Source organism: Silicimonas algicola, from assembly GCF_003970735.1.
Taxonomy (GTDB): Bacteria; Pseudomonadota; Alphaproteobacteria; order Rhodobacterales; family Rhodobacteraceae; genus Silicimonas; species Silicimonas algicola.
This window is the reverse complement of record NZ_CP034588.1, coordinates 1,262,118-1,276,778: the sequence shown is the minus strand read 5'-3', so window position 1 is coordinate 1,276,778 and position 14,661 is coordinate 1,262,118. Positions and strand designations below refer to the sequence as shown.

At 66.7% G+C, this 14,661-nt stretch carries 17 protein-coding genes; 4 read left to right on the top strand and 13 right to left on the bottom strand.

Annotated features, from left to right (window positions below):
• Positions 1-125 precede the first annotated feature (125 nt).
• Positions 126-797 (top strand): SDR family oxidoreductase, encoded by a 672-nt coding sequence (locus EF888_RS06390; protein WP_109760287.1) that lies wholly within the window; start codon positions 126-128, stop codon positions 795-797.
• Here EF888_RS06390 and EF888_RS06385 read toward each other — a convergent pair.
• Genes EF888_RS06385 through EF888_RS06360 form a run of 6 tightly spaced genes read right to left on the bottom strand, consistent with a single transcriptional unit; the run spans position 778 to position 3,870 of the window.
• Positions 778-1,191, bottom strand: a complete 414-nt coding sequence (locus tag EF888_RS06385; RefSeq protein WP_206508447.1) for a secondary thiamine-phosphate synthase enzyme YjbQ — start codon at positions 1,189-1,191, stop codon at positions 778-780. The two genes, EF888_RS06390 and EF888_RS06385, sit on opposite strands and share 20 nt — an antisense overlap.
• Positions 1,188-1,667, bottom strand: a complete 480-nt coding sequence (locus tag EF888_RS06380; RefSeq protein WP_109760289.1) for a hypothetical protein — start codon at positions 1,665-1,667, stop codon at positions 1,188-1,190. Before EF888_RS06380 ends, EF888_RS06385 begins: the two co-directional genes overlap by 4 nt.
• Positions 1,664-2,215: a dihydrofolate reductase family protein gene (locus tag EF888_RS06375; RefSeq protein WP_109760290.1), complete on the bottom strand. Its 552-nt coding sequence runs from the start codon at positions 2,213-2,215 to the stop codon at positions 1,664-1,666. Before EF888_RS06375 ends, EF888_RS06380 begins: the two co-directional genes overlap by 4 nt.
• Positions 2,212-2,751, bottom strand: a complete 540-nt coding sequence (locus EF888_RS06370; RefSeq protein WP_109760291.1) for a hypothetical protein — start codon at positions 2,749-2,751, stop codon at positions 2,212-2,214. The genes EF888_RS06375 and EF888_RS06370 overlap by 4 nt, the downstream gene beginning before the upstream one ends.
• A 1-nt stretch (position 2,752) precedes the next feature.
• Positions 2,753-3,592 carry an SDR family NAD(P)-dependent oxidoreductase gene (locus tag EF888_RS06365; protein WP_109760292.1) on the bottom strand — a complete coding sequence of 280 codons (840 nt, stop codon included), beginning with the start codon at positions 3,590-3,592 and terminating at the stop codon, positions 2,753-2,755.
• A gap of 20 nt (positions 3,593-3,612) precedes the next feature.
• Complete coding sequence (locus EF888_RS06360) at positions 3,613-3,870, bottom strand: HlyU family transcriptional regulator (protein WP_109760293.1); 258 nt, start codon at positions 3,868-3,870, stop codon at positions 3,613-3,615.
• A 121-nt stretch (positions 3,871-3,991) separates the two neighbouring features.
• Between EF888_RS06360 and EF888_RS06355 the strand changes: the two genes are divergently transcribed.
• Positions 3,992-4,243, top strand: coding sequence for a hypothetical protein (locus EF888_RS06355; protein ID WP_109760294.1), 252 nt, complete (start codon positions 3,992-3,994; stop codon positions 4,241-4,243).
• Positions 4,240-4,614 carry a type II toxin-antitoxin system death-on-curing family toxin gene (locus EF888_RS06350; RefSeq protein WP_109760295.1) on the top strand — a complete coding sequence of 125 codons (375 nt, stop codon included), beginning with the start codon at positions 4,240-4,242 and terminating at the stop codon, positions 4,612-4,614. Before EF888_RS06355 ends, EF888_RS06350 begins: the two co-directional genes overlap by 4 nt.
• A 20-nt stretch (positions 4,615-4,634) precedes the next feature.
• Here the strand turns inward: EF888_RS06350 and EF888_RS06345 are convergent, their stop codons facing one another.
• From EF888_RS06345 to dnaG, 3 genes are all read right to left on the bottom strand, one after another.
• Positions 4,635-4,997: a hypothetical protein gene (locus tag EF888_RS06345; protein ID WP_109760296.1), complete on the bottom strand. Its 363-nt coding sequence runs from the start codon at positions 4,995-4,997 to the stop codon at positions 4,635-4,637.
• Positions 4,994-6,973 (bottom strand): RNA polymerase sigma factor RpoD, encoded by a 1,980-nt coding sequence (gene rpoD, locus EF888_RS06340; RefSeq protein ID WP_109760297.1) that lies wholly within the window; start codon positions 6,971-6,973, stop codon positions 4,994-4,996. The genes EF888_RS06345 and rpoD overlap by 4 nt, the downstream gene beginning before the upstream one ends.
• Before the next feature lie 112 nt (positions 6,974-7,085).
• Positions 7,086-9,038, bottom strand: a complete 1,953-nt coding sequence (dnaG, locus tag EF888_RS06335) for a DNA primase (protein ID WP_109760298.1) — start codon at positions 9,036-9,038, stop codon at positions 7,086-7,088.
• Between the two features lie 107 nt (positions 9,039-9,145).
• On the opposite strand from dnaG, the gene EF888_RS06330 reads away from it, so the two are divergent.
• Positions 9,146-9,622 (top strand): GFA family protein, encoded by a 477-nt coding sequence (locus EF888_RS06330; protein ID WP_109760299.1) that lies wholly within the window; start codon positions 9,146-9,148, stop codon positions 9,620-9,622.
• Here the strand turns inward: EF888_RS06330 and EF888_RS06325 are convergent.
• From EF888_RS06325 to EF888_RS06310, 4 genes are read right to left on the bottom strand one after another with little or no spacing between them, the layout of a single operon-like run.
• Entirely contained in the window at positions 9,619-10,167 is a 549-nt protein-coding gene (locus tag EF888_RS06325; RefSeq protein WP_241239821.1) for a sarcosine oxidase subunit gamma, read from the bottom strand. The genes EF888_RS06330 and EF888_RS06325 overlap by 4 nt on opposite strands.
• A complete protein-coding gene (locus EF888_RS06320) occupies positions 10,160-13,084 on the bottom strand; it encodes a sarcosine oxidase subunit alpha family protein (protein ID WP_109760300.1) in 2,925 nt (974 codons plus the stop codon). The genes EF888_RS06325 and EF888_RS06320 overlap by 8 nt, the downstream gene beginning before the upstream one ends.
• On the bottom strand, positions 13,081-13,341 hold the full coding sequence (locus EF888_RS06315; protein WP_109760301.1) for a sarcosine oxidase subunit delta: 261 nt from the start codon (positions 13,339-13,341) through the stop codon (positions 13,081-13,083). The genes EF888_RS06320 and EF888_RS06315 overlap by 4 nt, the downstream gene beginning before the upstream one ends.
• 12 nt (positions 13,342-13,353) lie before the next feature.
• Entirely contained in the window at positions 13,354-14,607 is a 1,254-nt protein-coding gene (locus EF888_RS06310) for a sarcosine oxidase subunit beta family protein (protein WP_109760322.1), read from the bottom strand.
• Between the last annotated feature and the right edge of the window lie 54 nt (positions 14,608-14,661).

The window sequence follows — 14,661 nt, the reverse complement described above, 5'->3', positions numbered from 1 at the left end:
GTCCCGAACCACCTTCCCTTTTTGGAAGTACCCCGATTTTGGGGAGTTGGCAATCGACACCCCCAAGATGATGGAGGGGAACGCAGCCCACTGTTGCGGGTTGGTCAGGCTTCACAGGAGGCGACATGACCAAGACACTCTTCATCACCGGAGCTTCGTCCGGGATCGGCGCCGCGACGGCGCGAAAGGCGTCCGACGCGGGCTGGAACGTGGCCCTTTTCGCGCGGAGCGAGGACAAGCTGAAGGAGGTGGCGCACGGCTGCGCCTCGGCCATGGTGCTGCCTGGCGACGCGACCTCTCCCGCGGACCTGACGGAAGCCGTCGAACGTGCGGCGCACCAGTTCGGCGGGATCGATGCAGCCTTCGCCAATGCCGGGCGTGGGCTCAACTCCTCGGGCAAGGGCGCGCCAGACGAGGACGACATTCGCGGCATGATCGACCTGAATATCCTCGGCGTTCTCTGGACCGTCGGTGCGGTTCTGCCGGAGTTGAAGAAGACGAAGGGAACGCTGGTGATGACCGGATCGGCCGCGGGCAAGCGGCACATTCCGGGGTCGATCTATGGGGCGAGCAAGTGGTTCGTCCATGGATACGCCGGCAACATGGCGGAGGAGATGCGCGAGTGGGGCGGGCGCTGCACGGTCGTCGCCCCCGGCATGGTGGACACGCCGTTCTTCGAGAGCGGCAAGCCCGACAAGCTGAAGCCCGAGGATGTGGCCGATGCCGTTATGCTGGCAATCGAGGCCGATCCGCGCGCGTCGGTGCGCGAGGTTTTCCTCATGCCGCAGTCGATGTGAAGGCAACGGCGACCTCTCGGCGGTGAGGGCGGGTCCGATGTTCGAAAAGGTAAACGCCCTGCCATGTGCCGAGCGCAAGACGGCCTGACAGGACGGGAATGGACAAGCTCACCGGCAGCATTGCCGCCTTGATATGGGCCGGCATGTCGTCGGGACCCTCGCTTGTGTGGGTGATCCAGCGCATCGGCGGCGCATCCGATGGCGGCACAAGACGGTCGAAGAAGGCCTTCAGGTCGCGCTGCACGTCGGGGTCGGCGTTCTCCTGGATGAGAAGCGAACAGGAGGTGTGGCGGACGAAGACCGTCATCACGCCGTCGCCCCGCGCGAGGTCATGCAGGCGGTCTGTGAATTCGTAGAGGCCGGGGCCCTGCGTCTCGATCGTGAGGACGGTCATGGGCAGCGCGACCAGGTGCGGGTTCCGAGGTCAAAGCACATGCCGTGTGCGGTCAGATGGTCGTAGAGAAGGTCGACGGACCCCTGGACGGTGTCTGGGTCACAGCGGAACTCGGCCAGAACCTCCTCCTCCTTCAGGACGACGACGGCATCGGTGCGGGTCGGGCCCCTGGCTTCGTCCTCGGGGATGCGTTCGGTCGAGGTGAACACCTGGTAGGTGACATCCTCGTTCACGAAGTCGACCACGTCCCAGATGGTGCGGCTGACGCCGGGCCAGGGCGTGAAGCCGGGGGCGTCGAGAGGGTTCGACAGGGTGAGTTCCGGCGCGCCTTTTGGGCCGAAGGCATAGGTGATGCGGGCGGCGTCGGCGCAGACTTCGAGCCGCTTTGCACCTATGTCGCAGGCGAGCACGGTCAGGTCCGGGCAGTCCGCGGCTGCTGACGTGGCCGAGACAAGGACGGCGAGCGCTGATTTCATACAGGGTGCCTCCGTTCAAGCGTCACATAGCGCGTGCCCGCCGCATTGAGGAGAGCGTCGCTTTCGATGGCGTAGCCGCGCGAGGTGAAGACCACGACGGGATCGCCGGTGCCCTGGTCGGTGAAGATAGGCAGGCCCGTCCCGAAGGCCACAGGCTCGACCGTCAGGTGAACCCGGTCGATGGCATCGTGTGCGAGAAACCACTCGTGAACCCGCGTGCCGCCCAGGATCAGACCGCGGGACAGCGGGTGGACGGCTTCGACAAGCGCGGGAAGGTCGAATGGCGTGAGGTCCGAGGGGTCGAGCCAGAGCTGGGTCGGGCGCTGCCAGCCCGCGACCGTGGACGACAGGACGATCCGGCGGCGGTCGGGACGGTCCGCGGCCTGATGCGTATGGCGGCCCATGATCGCCCAGTCCGACGCCTCGACGTCGCGGAAGAAGAGCGCCTGTTCCTCGGCGCTGGCCCAGGCTTGCGGGGGTTCGCCGGTCGAGCGCGAGATGAAACCGTCGCGGCTGGTGGCCACGGTGAGAGTGAAGCTCGGCGTCATCCGGTGCCGAATTCGAGGTATCCGTCGCCGCCGAATTCTCCATTCTTCCAGTACCGATAGCCGAACCCGGCCGAGAGATCGGGAAGCCCCAGCAGTCGGACCAGGGCCTTGTGTGTATCGACGGCAAAGACCTGTTCGTCGGTCAGGAGCGCGGCGAGGTCCGCGGGATCGACGCCGTCCGCGATGGCTGCGAGCCGGTCCGCCCCTTCGATCTTCGGCGGTTCGTCCTCGCCACTCCAGGCTCCCGGGTTGGTGTCGGCCCAAGCGACACAGGCGCCGTCGCGGTAGAGGACGACGAGGAGCATGTCGTCGTCCTGGTTGGCCGCGAGAAGGACGGGTGTCCCGCCCTGCGACAGCCGCGCGCCGTATCGGTCGCGGATCTCGCCGTCCATGGTTTCGAGGTCGCGCGAGGAGAGGAGCGTCCAGCCGTGTTGCGCAGGCAGGACGACGCCTTCGTCCGCGACGTCGGCCAGGAACTTGGCGACCTCGCCCGCATCCTCGGTTCTGACGCAGAAGTTGGCGTAGAAATTCCCCATCTCAGCCCTTCTCGACGTAAGCCTTGAAGTCGTCGCCATACTCCGGGTGCCAGCGCGACAAGGGCGGGCGGTTCTCGATGATGTCGCCCATGGCCCAGGCCATGCGCTTTTCGTCGAGCGCGCGGCTGACGTCATTGTCGGGGCAGAGAATGTAGAAGTCGCCGGCGTTCAGGCGGTCGAGGAAGAAGTCGGCGGTCTGGTCCGGTGTCCAGGCGCCTGCCGGCTTCTCGGTGCGATCTCGCCTCGTGAGGTCGGTGTAGACGAAGCCCGGGATCAGAAGGTGGGCCGTGACCTGGCCGGGGCCATTCCGAAGATCGTGCTGCAGCGCCTCGGTGAAGGCTTTCACGCCGGCTTTCGCCACGTTGTAGGCGGGATCGCCCGGCGGCGTGGTGATGCCCTGCTTCGAGCCGGTGTTGACGATGGCGCCGGGGTTGCCGCGCGCGATCATGCGGGGACCGAAGGCGCGGGAGCCGTTGACGATGCCCCAGAGGTTCACGTCGAGGATGCGGTGCCAGGTCTCGTCGTCGCTCCAGATCGAAGAACCGGGCTGGATGCCGGCGTTGTTCATCAGGACATCGGTGCCGCCGAAGCGGTCGGCGATCTCCCTCTCCAGTTTTTCGAGCGCCGCGCGGTCCGAGACGTCGGTCGAGGCCGTCATCACATCGGGCGCACCCCCCTCGAGGAGGCGTTCCGCCGCGTCGTTCAGGAGATCGGAGCGGTTGTCGATCACGACGACTTTCATGCCGAGGCGCGCAAAGCGGACGGCAGAGGCGAGACCGATGCCCGAAGCGCCCCCTGTGACGGTCGCGACGTTGCCTTCGGCGAGGGCGGGATGGGTCATGGCGTCTCCTCTGGTGCGGTTCAGCCGAACAGGCGGTCGCCCTGCTCGTCGATCAACTGACGCGCCTTGGCGGTGGAGATCGAGTTCGCGGTGTCGATGTCCTCGACCACGTCGGCGCGGATGAGGGTATGGGTACGGCCGTCCTTCTCGATCCGGGCCGAGAGGCGGAAGCGTTGGCCTTCCTTGATCGGCGTGGGTGTGATGGTGAAGCCTTCGTAGGTTTCGGGCTCGGGCAAGGGCTCCTTGGCGCCGCCGAAGAGGCGGGAGAATAGGGACATGGTCGCACCTCCTGTCTGGTTGAAGGAAGATCGCCCATTCCTGCCGCCTTTGGAAGACCGGGTTGAAATTCACGCCAAAACGTGTATTCTAATATACATTCTCATACGTATGGAGCCATCCATGGCCCGCCTTCTGACGCCCCACATCGCCACGATCACGGAACTGCGCGAACCTCACAAGGTCCTTGCGCGGTCCGGCGGGAAGCCGGTGGCGATCCTCAAGAACTCGGCCGTGGTGGGCTATCTGGTGCCGCAGGAGGCGGTGGAGCAGGTCGGCGAGCATCAGGTCGCGACGATGGAGGAGCTGCGGGAGAGCCTGGCGCAGTCGCGTGAACGGGTGCAGCCGGTGCTCGATTACCTGAAGGACAAATGAGGCTCCTGTCGGCCGAACTGGTCGATGCGATCCACGACGAGGTGCTGAATCCCGGAGAGTTGGCGGGGCGGGCGCGGGACAAGTCGCTGGAGGGAGCCTTGGCGCGGGTGGAGAACCGTCTGGCCTATGGGCTGGTCGAGGACGTGTTTGACGTTGCCGCCGCCTATGCGGTGGCGATCTCGCGGAGCCATTGCTTCCAAGAAGGCAACATGCGGACGGCGCATTGGGTGATGGATGCGTGCCTTGATCTGAACGGGGTGGAGATCACTTGGCGGGCAGAGGATGTCGGCGCCATGATCGTCCACTGCGCGCAGGGGTTCGTGGAGGACGGGGATCTGGCGGAGTGGCTGAGGGAGCGGGCGGCGGGGTGAAGTGCCGGCCTACGGCACCCTTATTCGATCCTACGCATCACGCACGTACCACGCATCTGAGACTCAAGCATCAGTGCATCCACTGACAAGCTGTGACGGCTGTGAACGGCGTCGCCTTGCGGCAAAATTGTAGTCAGCGCCGAGGGAAACCGCCCCTTATCGATGAAATCGATTACGGAGATTGCCCCAGTCAACTCATCCACAAAAGAGACACCTTGATTTCCAACACCCGTATCAACGCCAATGCGAACGGGCGCACCGTCGTCGTAAATCGTTATAAAGAATTCGAACTTCTCTTTAGGAAAGCTGCACTTGAAAACCTGAATGGCCGCAAACGTTGGCGAGCCAACGAAAGCGACCAAACTGGCGTAAAGCAGCCTCACTGATCCAGGAAACTCCGCAGCTTCCTGCTCCGGCTCGGATGCTTCAGCTTCCTCAGCGCCTTCGCTTCGATCTGGCGGATCCGTTCGCGGGTCACGCTGAACTGCTGGCCCACCTCTTCCAGCGTGTGGTCGGTGTTCATGCCGATGCCGAAGCGCATGCGCAGCACCCGCTCCTCGCGCGGCGTCAGCGACGCCAGCACGCGGGTCGTGGTTTCCTTCAGGTTCTCCTGAATGGCCGAGTCCAGCGGCAGGACGGCGTTCTTGTCCTCGATGAAGTCGCCGAGCTGCGAGTCCTCCTCGTCGCCGATGGGGGTCTCGAGCGAGATCGGCTCCTTGGCGATCTTCATCACCTTGCGGACCTTCTCGAGCGGCATCTGCAGCTTCTCTGCCAGCTCCTCGGGCGTCGGCTCGCGGCCGATCTCGTGGAGCATCTGGCGGCCGGTGCGGACGAGCTTGTTGATCGTCTCGATCATGTGGACCGGGATGCGGATCGTTCGGGCCTGGTCGGCGATGGAGCGCGTGATGGCCTGACGGATCCACCAGGTCGCGTAGGTCGAGAACTTGTAGCCGCGGCGGTATTCGAACTTGTCCACGGCCTTCATCAGGCCGATGTTGCCTTCCTGAATGAGATCAAGGAATTGCAGGCCACGGTTCGTGTATTTCTTGGCGATCGAGATCACCAGCCGGAGGTTCGCCTCGACCATTTCCTTCTTGGCCTGACGGGCTTCCTTCTCGCCCTTCTGGACCTGCTGGACGATGCGGCGGAACTCGGGGATGTCGACGCCGACGTACTGGCCGACCTGGGCCATCTCGCCGCGCAGCTCCTCGATCTTGTCGGTCGACCGCTCGATCAGGGTCTGCCAGCCGCGCCCGCCCTTGTCGGCCATGCGGTCCATCCAGGTCGGGTCAAGCTCGTAGCCCCGGTATTCCTCGATGAACTCGCGGCGGTTGATGCGGGCCTGGTCGGCGAGCTTCACCATGGACGAGTCGATGGACATGATGCGGCGGTTGATGCCGTAAAGCTGGTCGATCAGCGCCTCGATCCGGTTGTTGTGGAGGTGAAGCTCGTTCACCAGCACGACGATCTCGGAGCGGAGCTTCTGGTACTTCTTCTCTTCCTTGTCGGAAAAGCTGCCGTCCTCGTTCAGGGTCGCCGACATGCGGCTGTCCTGCATGTCGGACAGCTTGCCGTAGTCGCCCGCGATCCGGTCGAGGATTTCCAGAACGCGCGGCTTGAGCGCGGATTCCATCGCGGCGAGCGACATGTTGGCCGCGTCTTCGTCGTCGTCGTCGTCCTCGATGCGGATCGGATTGCCGTCGGCATCGAGTTCGGGCTCGTCGGACTTGCGGCGCGTCTCGTCCGAACCGGCGGCGTCGACCACAGGCGCAACCTCGCCCTCGTCGCCCATCGAGCTTCCGAAGGTGGTCTCGAGGTCGATGACGTCGCGCAGGAGAATGTCTTCGCTGAGAAGTTCGTCGCGCCAGATCGTGATGGCCTGGAAGGTCAGCGGGCTTTCGCAGAGGCCCGCGATCATCGTGTTGCGGCCGGCCTCGATGCGCTTGGCGATGGCGATTTCGCCCTCGCGCGACAGAAGCTCGACCGAGCCCATCTCGCGCAGGTACATGCGCACCGGGTCGTCAGTGCGGTCGAGTTTCTCGGTCTCGGCCTGCGAGATGGTGACCTCGCGCGAGGTCGAGGCCTGGGTGACCTCGGTCGACTCGCCATCCTCGTCGGCGTCCTCCTCGTCCTCGATGATGTTGATGCCCATTTCGGAGAGCATCGACATCACGTCCTCGATCTGTTCGGAGGAGACCTGGTCGGGCGGCAGGACACGGTTGAGCTGGTCGTAGGTGATGTAGCCCTTGGTGCGGGCGTCGCCGATCATCTTCTTGACGGCGGCCTGGCTCAGGTCGAGGACGACTTCGCCTTCCTGCTCCTCGGTCTTCTGCTCGTCGCTGGTGTCCTTGGCAGCCATGCAGCCACTCCCGCGTTAAAAGTCCTGATTCGCCCCGCGCCGAATCATCCAGCGCGATACACCGATTCGCAACCCGAGGTCGTGCGCTTCTTTTGCGGGTGATCCCGCAGAGCTACGGCCTGCCCCGGCCTTTCGAATAGTCGATTCGCCCGATGAGCGCCTCGAAAGTCTGTTTCTCGTCGCGACGGAGCCGCGCTCCGTTCGGGCCGAGGTCGTATTCGGCCCGGTCCTCGTGCCCACCCTTGTCGGTCCGGTTCCTGGCTTCCGCCGCCTGCCCCAGCCGCCATGTCAGGCCTTCGTCGACGAGACCGTCGATGTCGCGCACCGCGTCCTCGATCTCGCGCCGGGCGCCGCGGCGGGCGGCCAGCTTCGCCAGTTCCTCGGCCACGGACAGGCGCGCCGTCTCGGCGTCCATGCCGGGCTGCAAGGCAGGAGAGATGCGGACATGGCGCGGATGGAACAGCTTTTCAAGGGCAATTGCGCCGCAAACTGTCTGTATTTCCTCGCGCCCGCCGCCGTTGCACTGGATCAGGGCGCGGCGCACGGCCTCGTGTTCGGGGGTCGAGGTGTCGAGCCGTTCGAGGTCGGCGAGGAAGTCGTGGACAAGCTCGGGATGCATGACGAGCGTGGCGAGGATCACTGCTTCGCGCAGCGTCTCCTCGAAGGGCGCGCCGGCTGCGGCGAGAGCGCTCGCCTTGGTCTCGACGGTCGGCGTCGCGGGCGGGGCGAAGCGCATCCCGCGCGGACCGCGTGGCTTGAACGGCCGTCCCGATTCGGGACGGGGGTCGAATAGCGCGCGGCGCAGGCGATTCACCTCGTCGCCGTAGTGTCGGCGCAGCGAGGGATCGCGCACCTTGCGAATCGCTTCGCGCAGGGTCCGGTCCAGCGCCGCCTTGCGCTCGGGGCTGTCGAAGGACTTTCCTTCGGTCTCGCGCCGCCAGAGAAGCTGGACCAGCGGCACCGACGCGTCGACCAGCCGCTGCATGGCCGCAGGTCCCTGGCCGCGGATCAGGTCGTCGGGGTCCATGCCTTCGGGCATCAGGCAGAAGCGGAGTGACTTGCCGGCCTCGAGAAGCGGCAGGGCCAGGTCCATCACGCGCATGGCCGCGCGGAGGCCGGCCGCGTCGCCGTCGAGCGCCACGATCGGCTCGTCGCTCATGCGCCAGAGAAGCTGAAGCTGGTCTTCCGTCACTGCGGTGCCCAAGGGGGCCACGGTCGCGGTGAATCCGGCCTCGGAGAGGGCGATGACGTCCATGTAGCCTTCGGCGACGATCAGGGGTTTCCCCTTGCCGCAGGCCTCGCGCGCGGGGCCGTGGTTGTAGAGGCTCCGGCCCTTGTCGAAAAGCTCGGTTTCGGGCGAGTTCAGGTACTTGGCACTTTCCGCGGAATCCATTGCCCGGCCGCCGAAAGCGATGGCGCGGCCGCGGGCGTCGCGGATCGGGAAGATGATCCGGTTGCGGAAGACGTCGTAGGGTTCCTTGCCCTGCTGCGAGGTCTTGGCCAGCCCGGCGGACAGGATCAGGTCCTCGGCCACGCCCTTGCCGCGCAGATGCTGCCAAAGGGCGTGCCAGCCGGCGGGGGCGAAGCCGATCTCCCAACGGGTCTGGGTGTCGTCGGACAGCCCGCGCCCGCCGAGGTAGTCGCGCGCCGCGGACGCAGCACCGGTGCGAAGCTGGAGGCGGTAGAACTGCACCGCCTGCTCCATCACCTCGATCAGCTGTGTGCGCCGGTCGGCCTTTTCCTGCGCCTTCGGATCGCGGGCGGGCATCGGCATCCCGGCCTCGCGGGCGAGGATCTCGACCGCCTCGATGAAGGATACGTTCTCGGTCTCCTGCACGAAGCTGACTATGTCGCCCTTCGCATGACAGCCGAAGCAAAAGTAATAGCCCTTGCGATCGTCGACGTGGAAGCTGGCGGATTTTTCCTGGTGGAAGGGGCACGGCGCCCACATGTCGCCCTTGCCCTGGTTCGATTTCCGCTGGTCCCAGGACACCTTGCGGCCCACCACCTGCGTCAGCGAGGCGCGCGTCTTCAGCTCGTCGAGGAATCCGGGGGGCAGGCTCATGGACCGACTATCGGCCCACGCCCGGTGCAAGTCCAGCGGCCCCGGCGACGCCCTTTCGTGGCGACAGGCGGCGGGGCGCATGTCAGGCTGTGGAAAAGGAGCCGCCCATGACACATGCTGCCACAGGACGCTGCACTTGCGGCGAAGTCCGCTTCGCCCTTACGGACCGCCCGCTCTATACGCACTGCTGTCACTGCACCTCGTGCCAGCGCGAGACGGGATCGGCCTTCGTCCTGAACGCGCTGATCGAGCGGAAGCGGGTCGAGGTGCTGGCGGGCGTGCCCCAAGACACCCTGACGCCCTCCGACAGCGGAAACGGTCAGATCATCACGCGCTGCAAGACGTGTCACGTGGCGGTGTGGAGCGTCTACTCCGGGTTCGGCCCTCGGTTCCTTTTCGTGAGAGTCGGGACGATGGACGAGAGCTCCGCGTTCCCTCCGGATGTCCACATCTACACCTGCTCTAAGCTTCCCTGGGTCGTGCTGCCGGAGGGCGTTCAATCGTTCGACAGGTTCTACCGTCGGTCCGAAGTCTGGCCGGAAGAAAGCCAGGCCCGCCGAGAGGCTGCGCTGGCCGGAACCTAGAGAGCGGCGCGCACCGCGACATGGCGCATGGCGCGCGTGAGGTCGTGGACAAGTGTGTGAGCCATCGAGCGGAACACGATGATCTCGTATGTGTTTTCGCTTGTCCGCGTCAGGCTGGCGGTCATGTGACCGACCATCGTGCGCGCAGTCCGGTGGAGGGCGAAGGCCGAGGGTCGCAGGTCGAGCGGCGTCAGGCGGGCGAGGACGGCGCACGCATCCTCGCCCGACAGCGAGAGCGCGCACCAAGCCGCCGACTGGTCGGTCGTTGCCGCGCCATCGGGCGTCACGGTCGCCCCGATCAGCAACGCCTGTCCCGGACCGACGGAGAGGGCGCGGACGCTGCCCTTCCGCGTGACCTGTCCGGGCTTCGGAAAGGCGACCCCTGCGGCGGCCCTGAGCGCGGCCGTCACCGCCTTTTCCTGGCCGTCGAAGGGTGCAATCCACGTCACCGGGCCGAGAACCACCTCTGCGATCCGGGTGCGGCCGATCTCGACAGGTTGCGGCAGGTCGGCATGAGCCGGGGTCCGTGCGATCAACTCAGCCACGCATCCGCCCTCCGTCAGGGTCGAAGGCGCAGGGAGGCCCGACTTCGACAAGGGCTTCCACGTTTCGCATGTGGTCGACCATCCGCAGGCGTTCGCCGTGGCGCGCGCGGCCGTTCACGAGGAAGGCGAGCCCTAAGAAGGTGTCGAGCGTGGGCGACCACGCGACCGACGTGGTAAAGCCCTGCTGCGCCTCGCGCGTGGCAGCAGCACCCTCGCCGAAAAGGTATGCGCCCGCCGTCAGCATTCGCGCGGCACCGACCGGGCGCAGGCCCACGAGTTGCTCGCGCGTCTCGCCCAGAAGGCCGGGACGGGCGGCGAGCGCCTTGCCGATGAAGTCCTTCTTCGCCGACATCATTCCCTGCAATCCGAGGTCGAAGGCAGTGGAGCGGCCGTTCATCTCGGCGTGGGTCAGAAAGCCCTTCTCGATCCGAAGGACGTTTAGCGCTTCGAGGCCGTAGGGGCCGCCGCCCAGCATCCGGGCATGGGCGAGGAGGAGGCGCCACAGCGCCTCGCCCCGGTCGGAGGGTATGGCGATCTCATATCCCTTCTCGCCCGAGAAGGAGATGCGGAACACCCTAACCCCCGTACCGGAGATCGAGGCTTCGGTGCACCCCATGAACGGCAGAACGCCTGCGGCGGGGTCGTCGAGGATCGACCGCACCAGAGCCTCGCTTCGCGGGCCTGCGACGGCGAACTGCGCCCATTGCTCGGTGACCGAGACGGTGCGGAGGTTCAGGCCGGGCCGAAGACCCTGTGCGACGAAGTCCAGGTGACGCATCACTTCGGCTGCGGCCGCCGTGGTGGTCGTGAGGACGAAACGATCCTCGGACAGCCGCGCGACGGTGCCGTCATCCATGACGTGTCCGTCCTCGCGCAGCATCAGCCCATAGCGGACCTTTCCCACGGCGAGGGAGGACATCGTGTTGGTGTAGACGACGTCGAGGAAGGTGCCCGCGTCGGGGCCCATGACCTCGATCTTGCCGAGGGTCGAGACCTCGGTGACGCCGACGCTTTCGCGGACCATGCGCACCTCGCGGTCGCAGCTTTCGCGCCAGACCCGTTCCCCGGACAAGGGAAAGAACGACGGGCGGTACCAGAGCCCCGCCTCGATCATCGGCGCGCCCAGTTCGACGGCGGCGGCATGGGCCGGCGTGAAGCGTTCGGGCGCGAAGCCCTTGCCCTTGGCCCCTGCCCCCATGGCCGAGATCGTCACGGGGACGAAGGGTGGGCGGTACGTCGTCGTGCCGGTCGCGGCGACGGTAGCGCCGGTCGCGGCGGCGAGGACGGCCAGCGCGGTGACGTTCGAGCCCTTGCCCTGGTCGGGGGACATGCCCTGCGTCGTGTAGCGCTTCATATGTTCGGGCGAACGGAAGTTCTCCTGCGCCGCAAGACGGACGTCCTTGGTCGTGACGTCGTTCTGGAGGTCGAGCCAGGCGCGGCCCTTGCCCTCGACCTCCCACAGCGGCGTGATCGCGTAGGGCGTCGCCTCGGCGTCCGGCAGGTCAGGGGAATGTGTTTCAAGTCCAATGGCCTGCACGGCGACGTTCCCGGCGCGCAGGCCGTCCGCAAGACATCCGGCGGTGTCGAAGATGCCGTTCGCTGCCCCGGCGACGTCCATGCCGGGGACAGGCTCGGGACCAGCGACGAAGGCTTGGATGTCGTCGCGCCAGACGGGACGTGACCCGATGTGGGAGGCAAGATGAACCGAGGGGTTCCAGCCGCCCGACACGGCCAGGCAGTCGGTCCAGACGGTGAATTCGCGGCGGCCGTGGCGCACCTGGAGGCCCTTGAGGCCGAGGCGGCCCTGCGTGCTCAGGACCTCGCCGCCCGGATAGAAGGGCCAGTCGCCCGTCGTGGTCGCGTCGGCGCGGGCGTCGATCACCGCGGCGACGTGTATGCCCGCGGACGCCAGGTCGCGGGCCGTGCGGTGCGCGGTGTCGGTGTTGCCCCAGACCACGGCGCTTTGACCCGGGGCCACGCCCCAGCGGTTGACGTAGGTCCGCAGCGCTGACGCCAGCATCACGCCCGGCCGGTCGTTGCCGGGGAAGGCGACCCCGCGTTCCAGCGCGCCAGCCGCAAGGATGGTGCGCGTCGCGGCGATCCGCCAGAAGCACTCGCGGGGCGCGCGGCCCGGCGGACGGTGAAGCGACACGCGCTCGAGCGCGCCGTAGGTGCCCTGGTCGTAGGCGCCGGTGACGGTCGTCCGCTCCATCACGCGGACGTTCGGCAGTGCTGTGAGTTCGTTCAGGACCGAACCCACCCATTGTGGGCCGCTCAGTCCGCCGATGGTGTCGGTCTCGGACAAGAGGCGCCCACCCATGTGGCTGTCTTCTTCGGCGAGGATCACGTCCGCCCCGGCGCGCGCCGCGGTCAGCGCGGCCATCAGACCTGCCGGTCCCGACCCGATCACGAGGACGTCGCAATGGGCGAAGGCCTTCTCGGAGGCGTCGCGGGCGGCCTCGCCCGAGAGGCGCCCCAGGCCGGCCGCGCGGCGGATCAGGGGCTCGTAGACCCGTTCCCAGAAGGCGCGGGGCCACATAAAGGTCTTGTAATAGAAGCCCGCCGCGAGGAAGGGCGAGAAGAGGTCGTTGATTGCGCCCACGTCCCGGGTGAGCGACGGCCAGCGGTTTTGGCTGGTGACGTCGAGACCCTCCCAGACCTCCTGCATCGTCGCGCGGACGTTCGGAAGGGCGTCCCTGCCCCGGCCCGTCGTGACCAGCGCGTTCGGCTCGTCCGACCCGGCGGAGTAGAGGCCGCGCGGGCGGTGGTACTTGAAGGATCGACCGACGACGCGGATGTCGTTCGCCATGAGGGCGGAGGCGACGGTATCACCGCGGAAGGCGTCGATCACGCGGCCGTCGAAGGTGAAGCGCACCGGGTGGTCCCGGTCGATCTGCCCCCTGCCCTCCAACCTCATGGTTTCGCCTCCCGGACCGGGCGCGCGGCGATGACGGCATGGGTGATCGTGCTGCGCGTGACCTCGATCCAGAGGCCGCAGGGGGTATGGTAGAAGAGGTCGCGCGCCTCACCGGCCGGATTGTCGCGGATGTGCAGGTAATCCGCCCATTCCTCGGCAGATGCCCCTGCGGAAGGTCGCGAAAGGACAACGGCGCTTCCGCGCGCGGCGAACTCGCGCAGGTCTCTTTCGCCGCAGTGAGGGCAGGTCAGGCGCATGGCGTCGCGGCCTCAGTGCAGGTTGTGCTGCGCACCGGTGCCCTCCTCGTCCATCAGGCCCCGGCCGGTCGTGAAGCGGTCGAGGCGGAAGCGTTCGGCGATGCGGTGCGGACGGTCCTGCGCGATCAGGTGGGCGAAGGCGAAGCCCGAGGCGGGGACGGCCTTGAACCCTCCGTAGTTCCAGCCGCAGTCGATGTAGAGACCGTCGATCCCGGTCTTGTCGATGATGGGCGAGCCGTCGGGCGTCATGTCCATGATGCCGCCCCACGACCGCAGGACGCGGGCCTGGCCGATGACGGGCATCAGGGTCATCGCCGCCTCCATCACATGCTCGGCCATGGGAAGGTTTCCGCGCTGCGCATAGGACGGGTAGAAGTCGATGTCGCCGCCGAAGACGAGTCCGCCCTTGTCCGACTGGCTGATGTAGAAGTGGCCCATGCCGAAGCTGACGACGTGGTTGATGACGGGCTTCAGCCCCTCGGTCACGAAGGCCTGGAGGACGTGGCTTTCGATCGGCAGCCGGAGGCCCGCCATCGCAGCCACCTGGGACGAGCGCCCCGCGACGACGATGCCGACCTTTTTCGCGCGGATCGAGCCGCGCGTTGTCTGCAACCCGGTCACGCGCCCGTTCTGGACGTCGATGCCGGTGACCTCGCAGTTCTGGATCAGGTCGACGCCGCGGCGGTCGGCGGCGCGGGCATAACCCCAGGCGACGGCGTCATGGCGGGCGGTGCCGCCGCGCGGGTGCAGAAGTCCGCCGTAGACGGGAAAGCGCGGGTTGTCGAAGTCGAGGTAGGGCAGGTGTTTCCGCACACCGTCGCGGTCGAGGAGGATCGCGTCGTCGCCCTGGTTCGCCATCGCGTTCCCGCGGCGCGCGAAGGCGTCGCGCTGGCCGTCGGAGTGGAACAGGTTGATGAGGCCGCGCTGCGAATGCATGACGTTGTAGTTCAGCTCGCGCTCCAGCCCCTCCCACATCTTCAGGGAATGGCTATAGAATTCCGAGTTGCCGGGCAGGTAGTAGTTGGCACGCACGATTGTGGTGTTGCGGCCGATGTTGCCGCTGCCGAGCCAGCCCCTTTCGAGCACCGCGACGCTTTTCGCGCCATGTTCCCGGGCGAGGTAGTAGGCGGTCGAAAGGCCGTGGCCTCCGCCGCCGATGATGACGATGTCGTAGTCGGATTTGGGCGCGGGCTCGCGCCAGGCGGGTCGCCAGCCGCGCTGCCCGCGCAGGCCCTCGAGGATCACCCTGGCGCCGCTGTATCTCATGTGAGCAGAGAACCAAACGGCGCGGTGGCGCGCAATGTCCGTTTGCGACGTGGG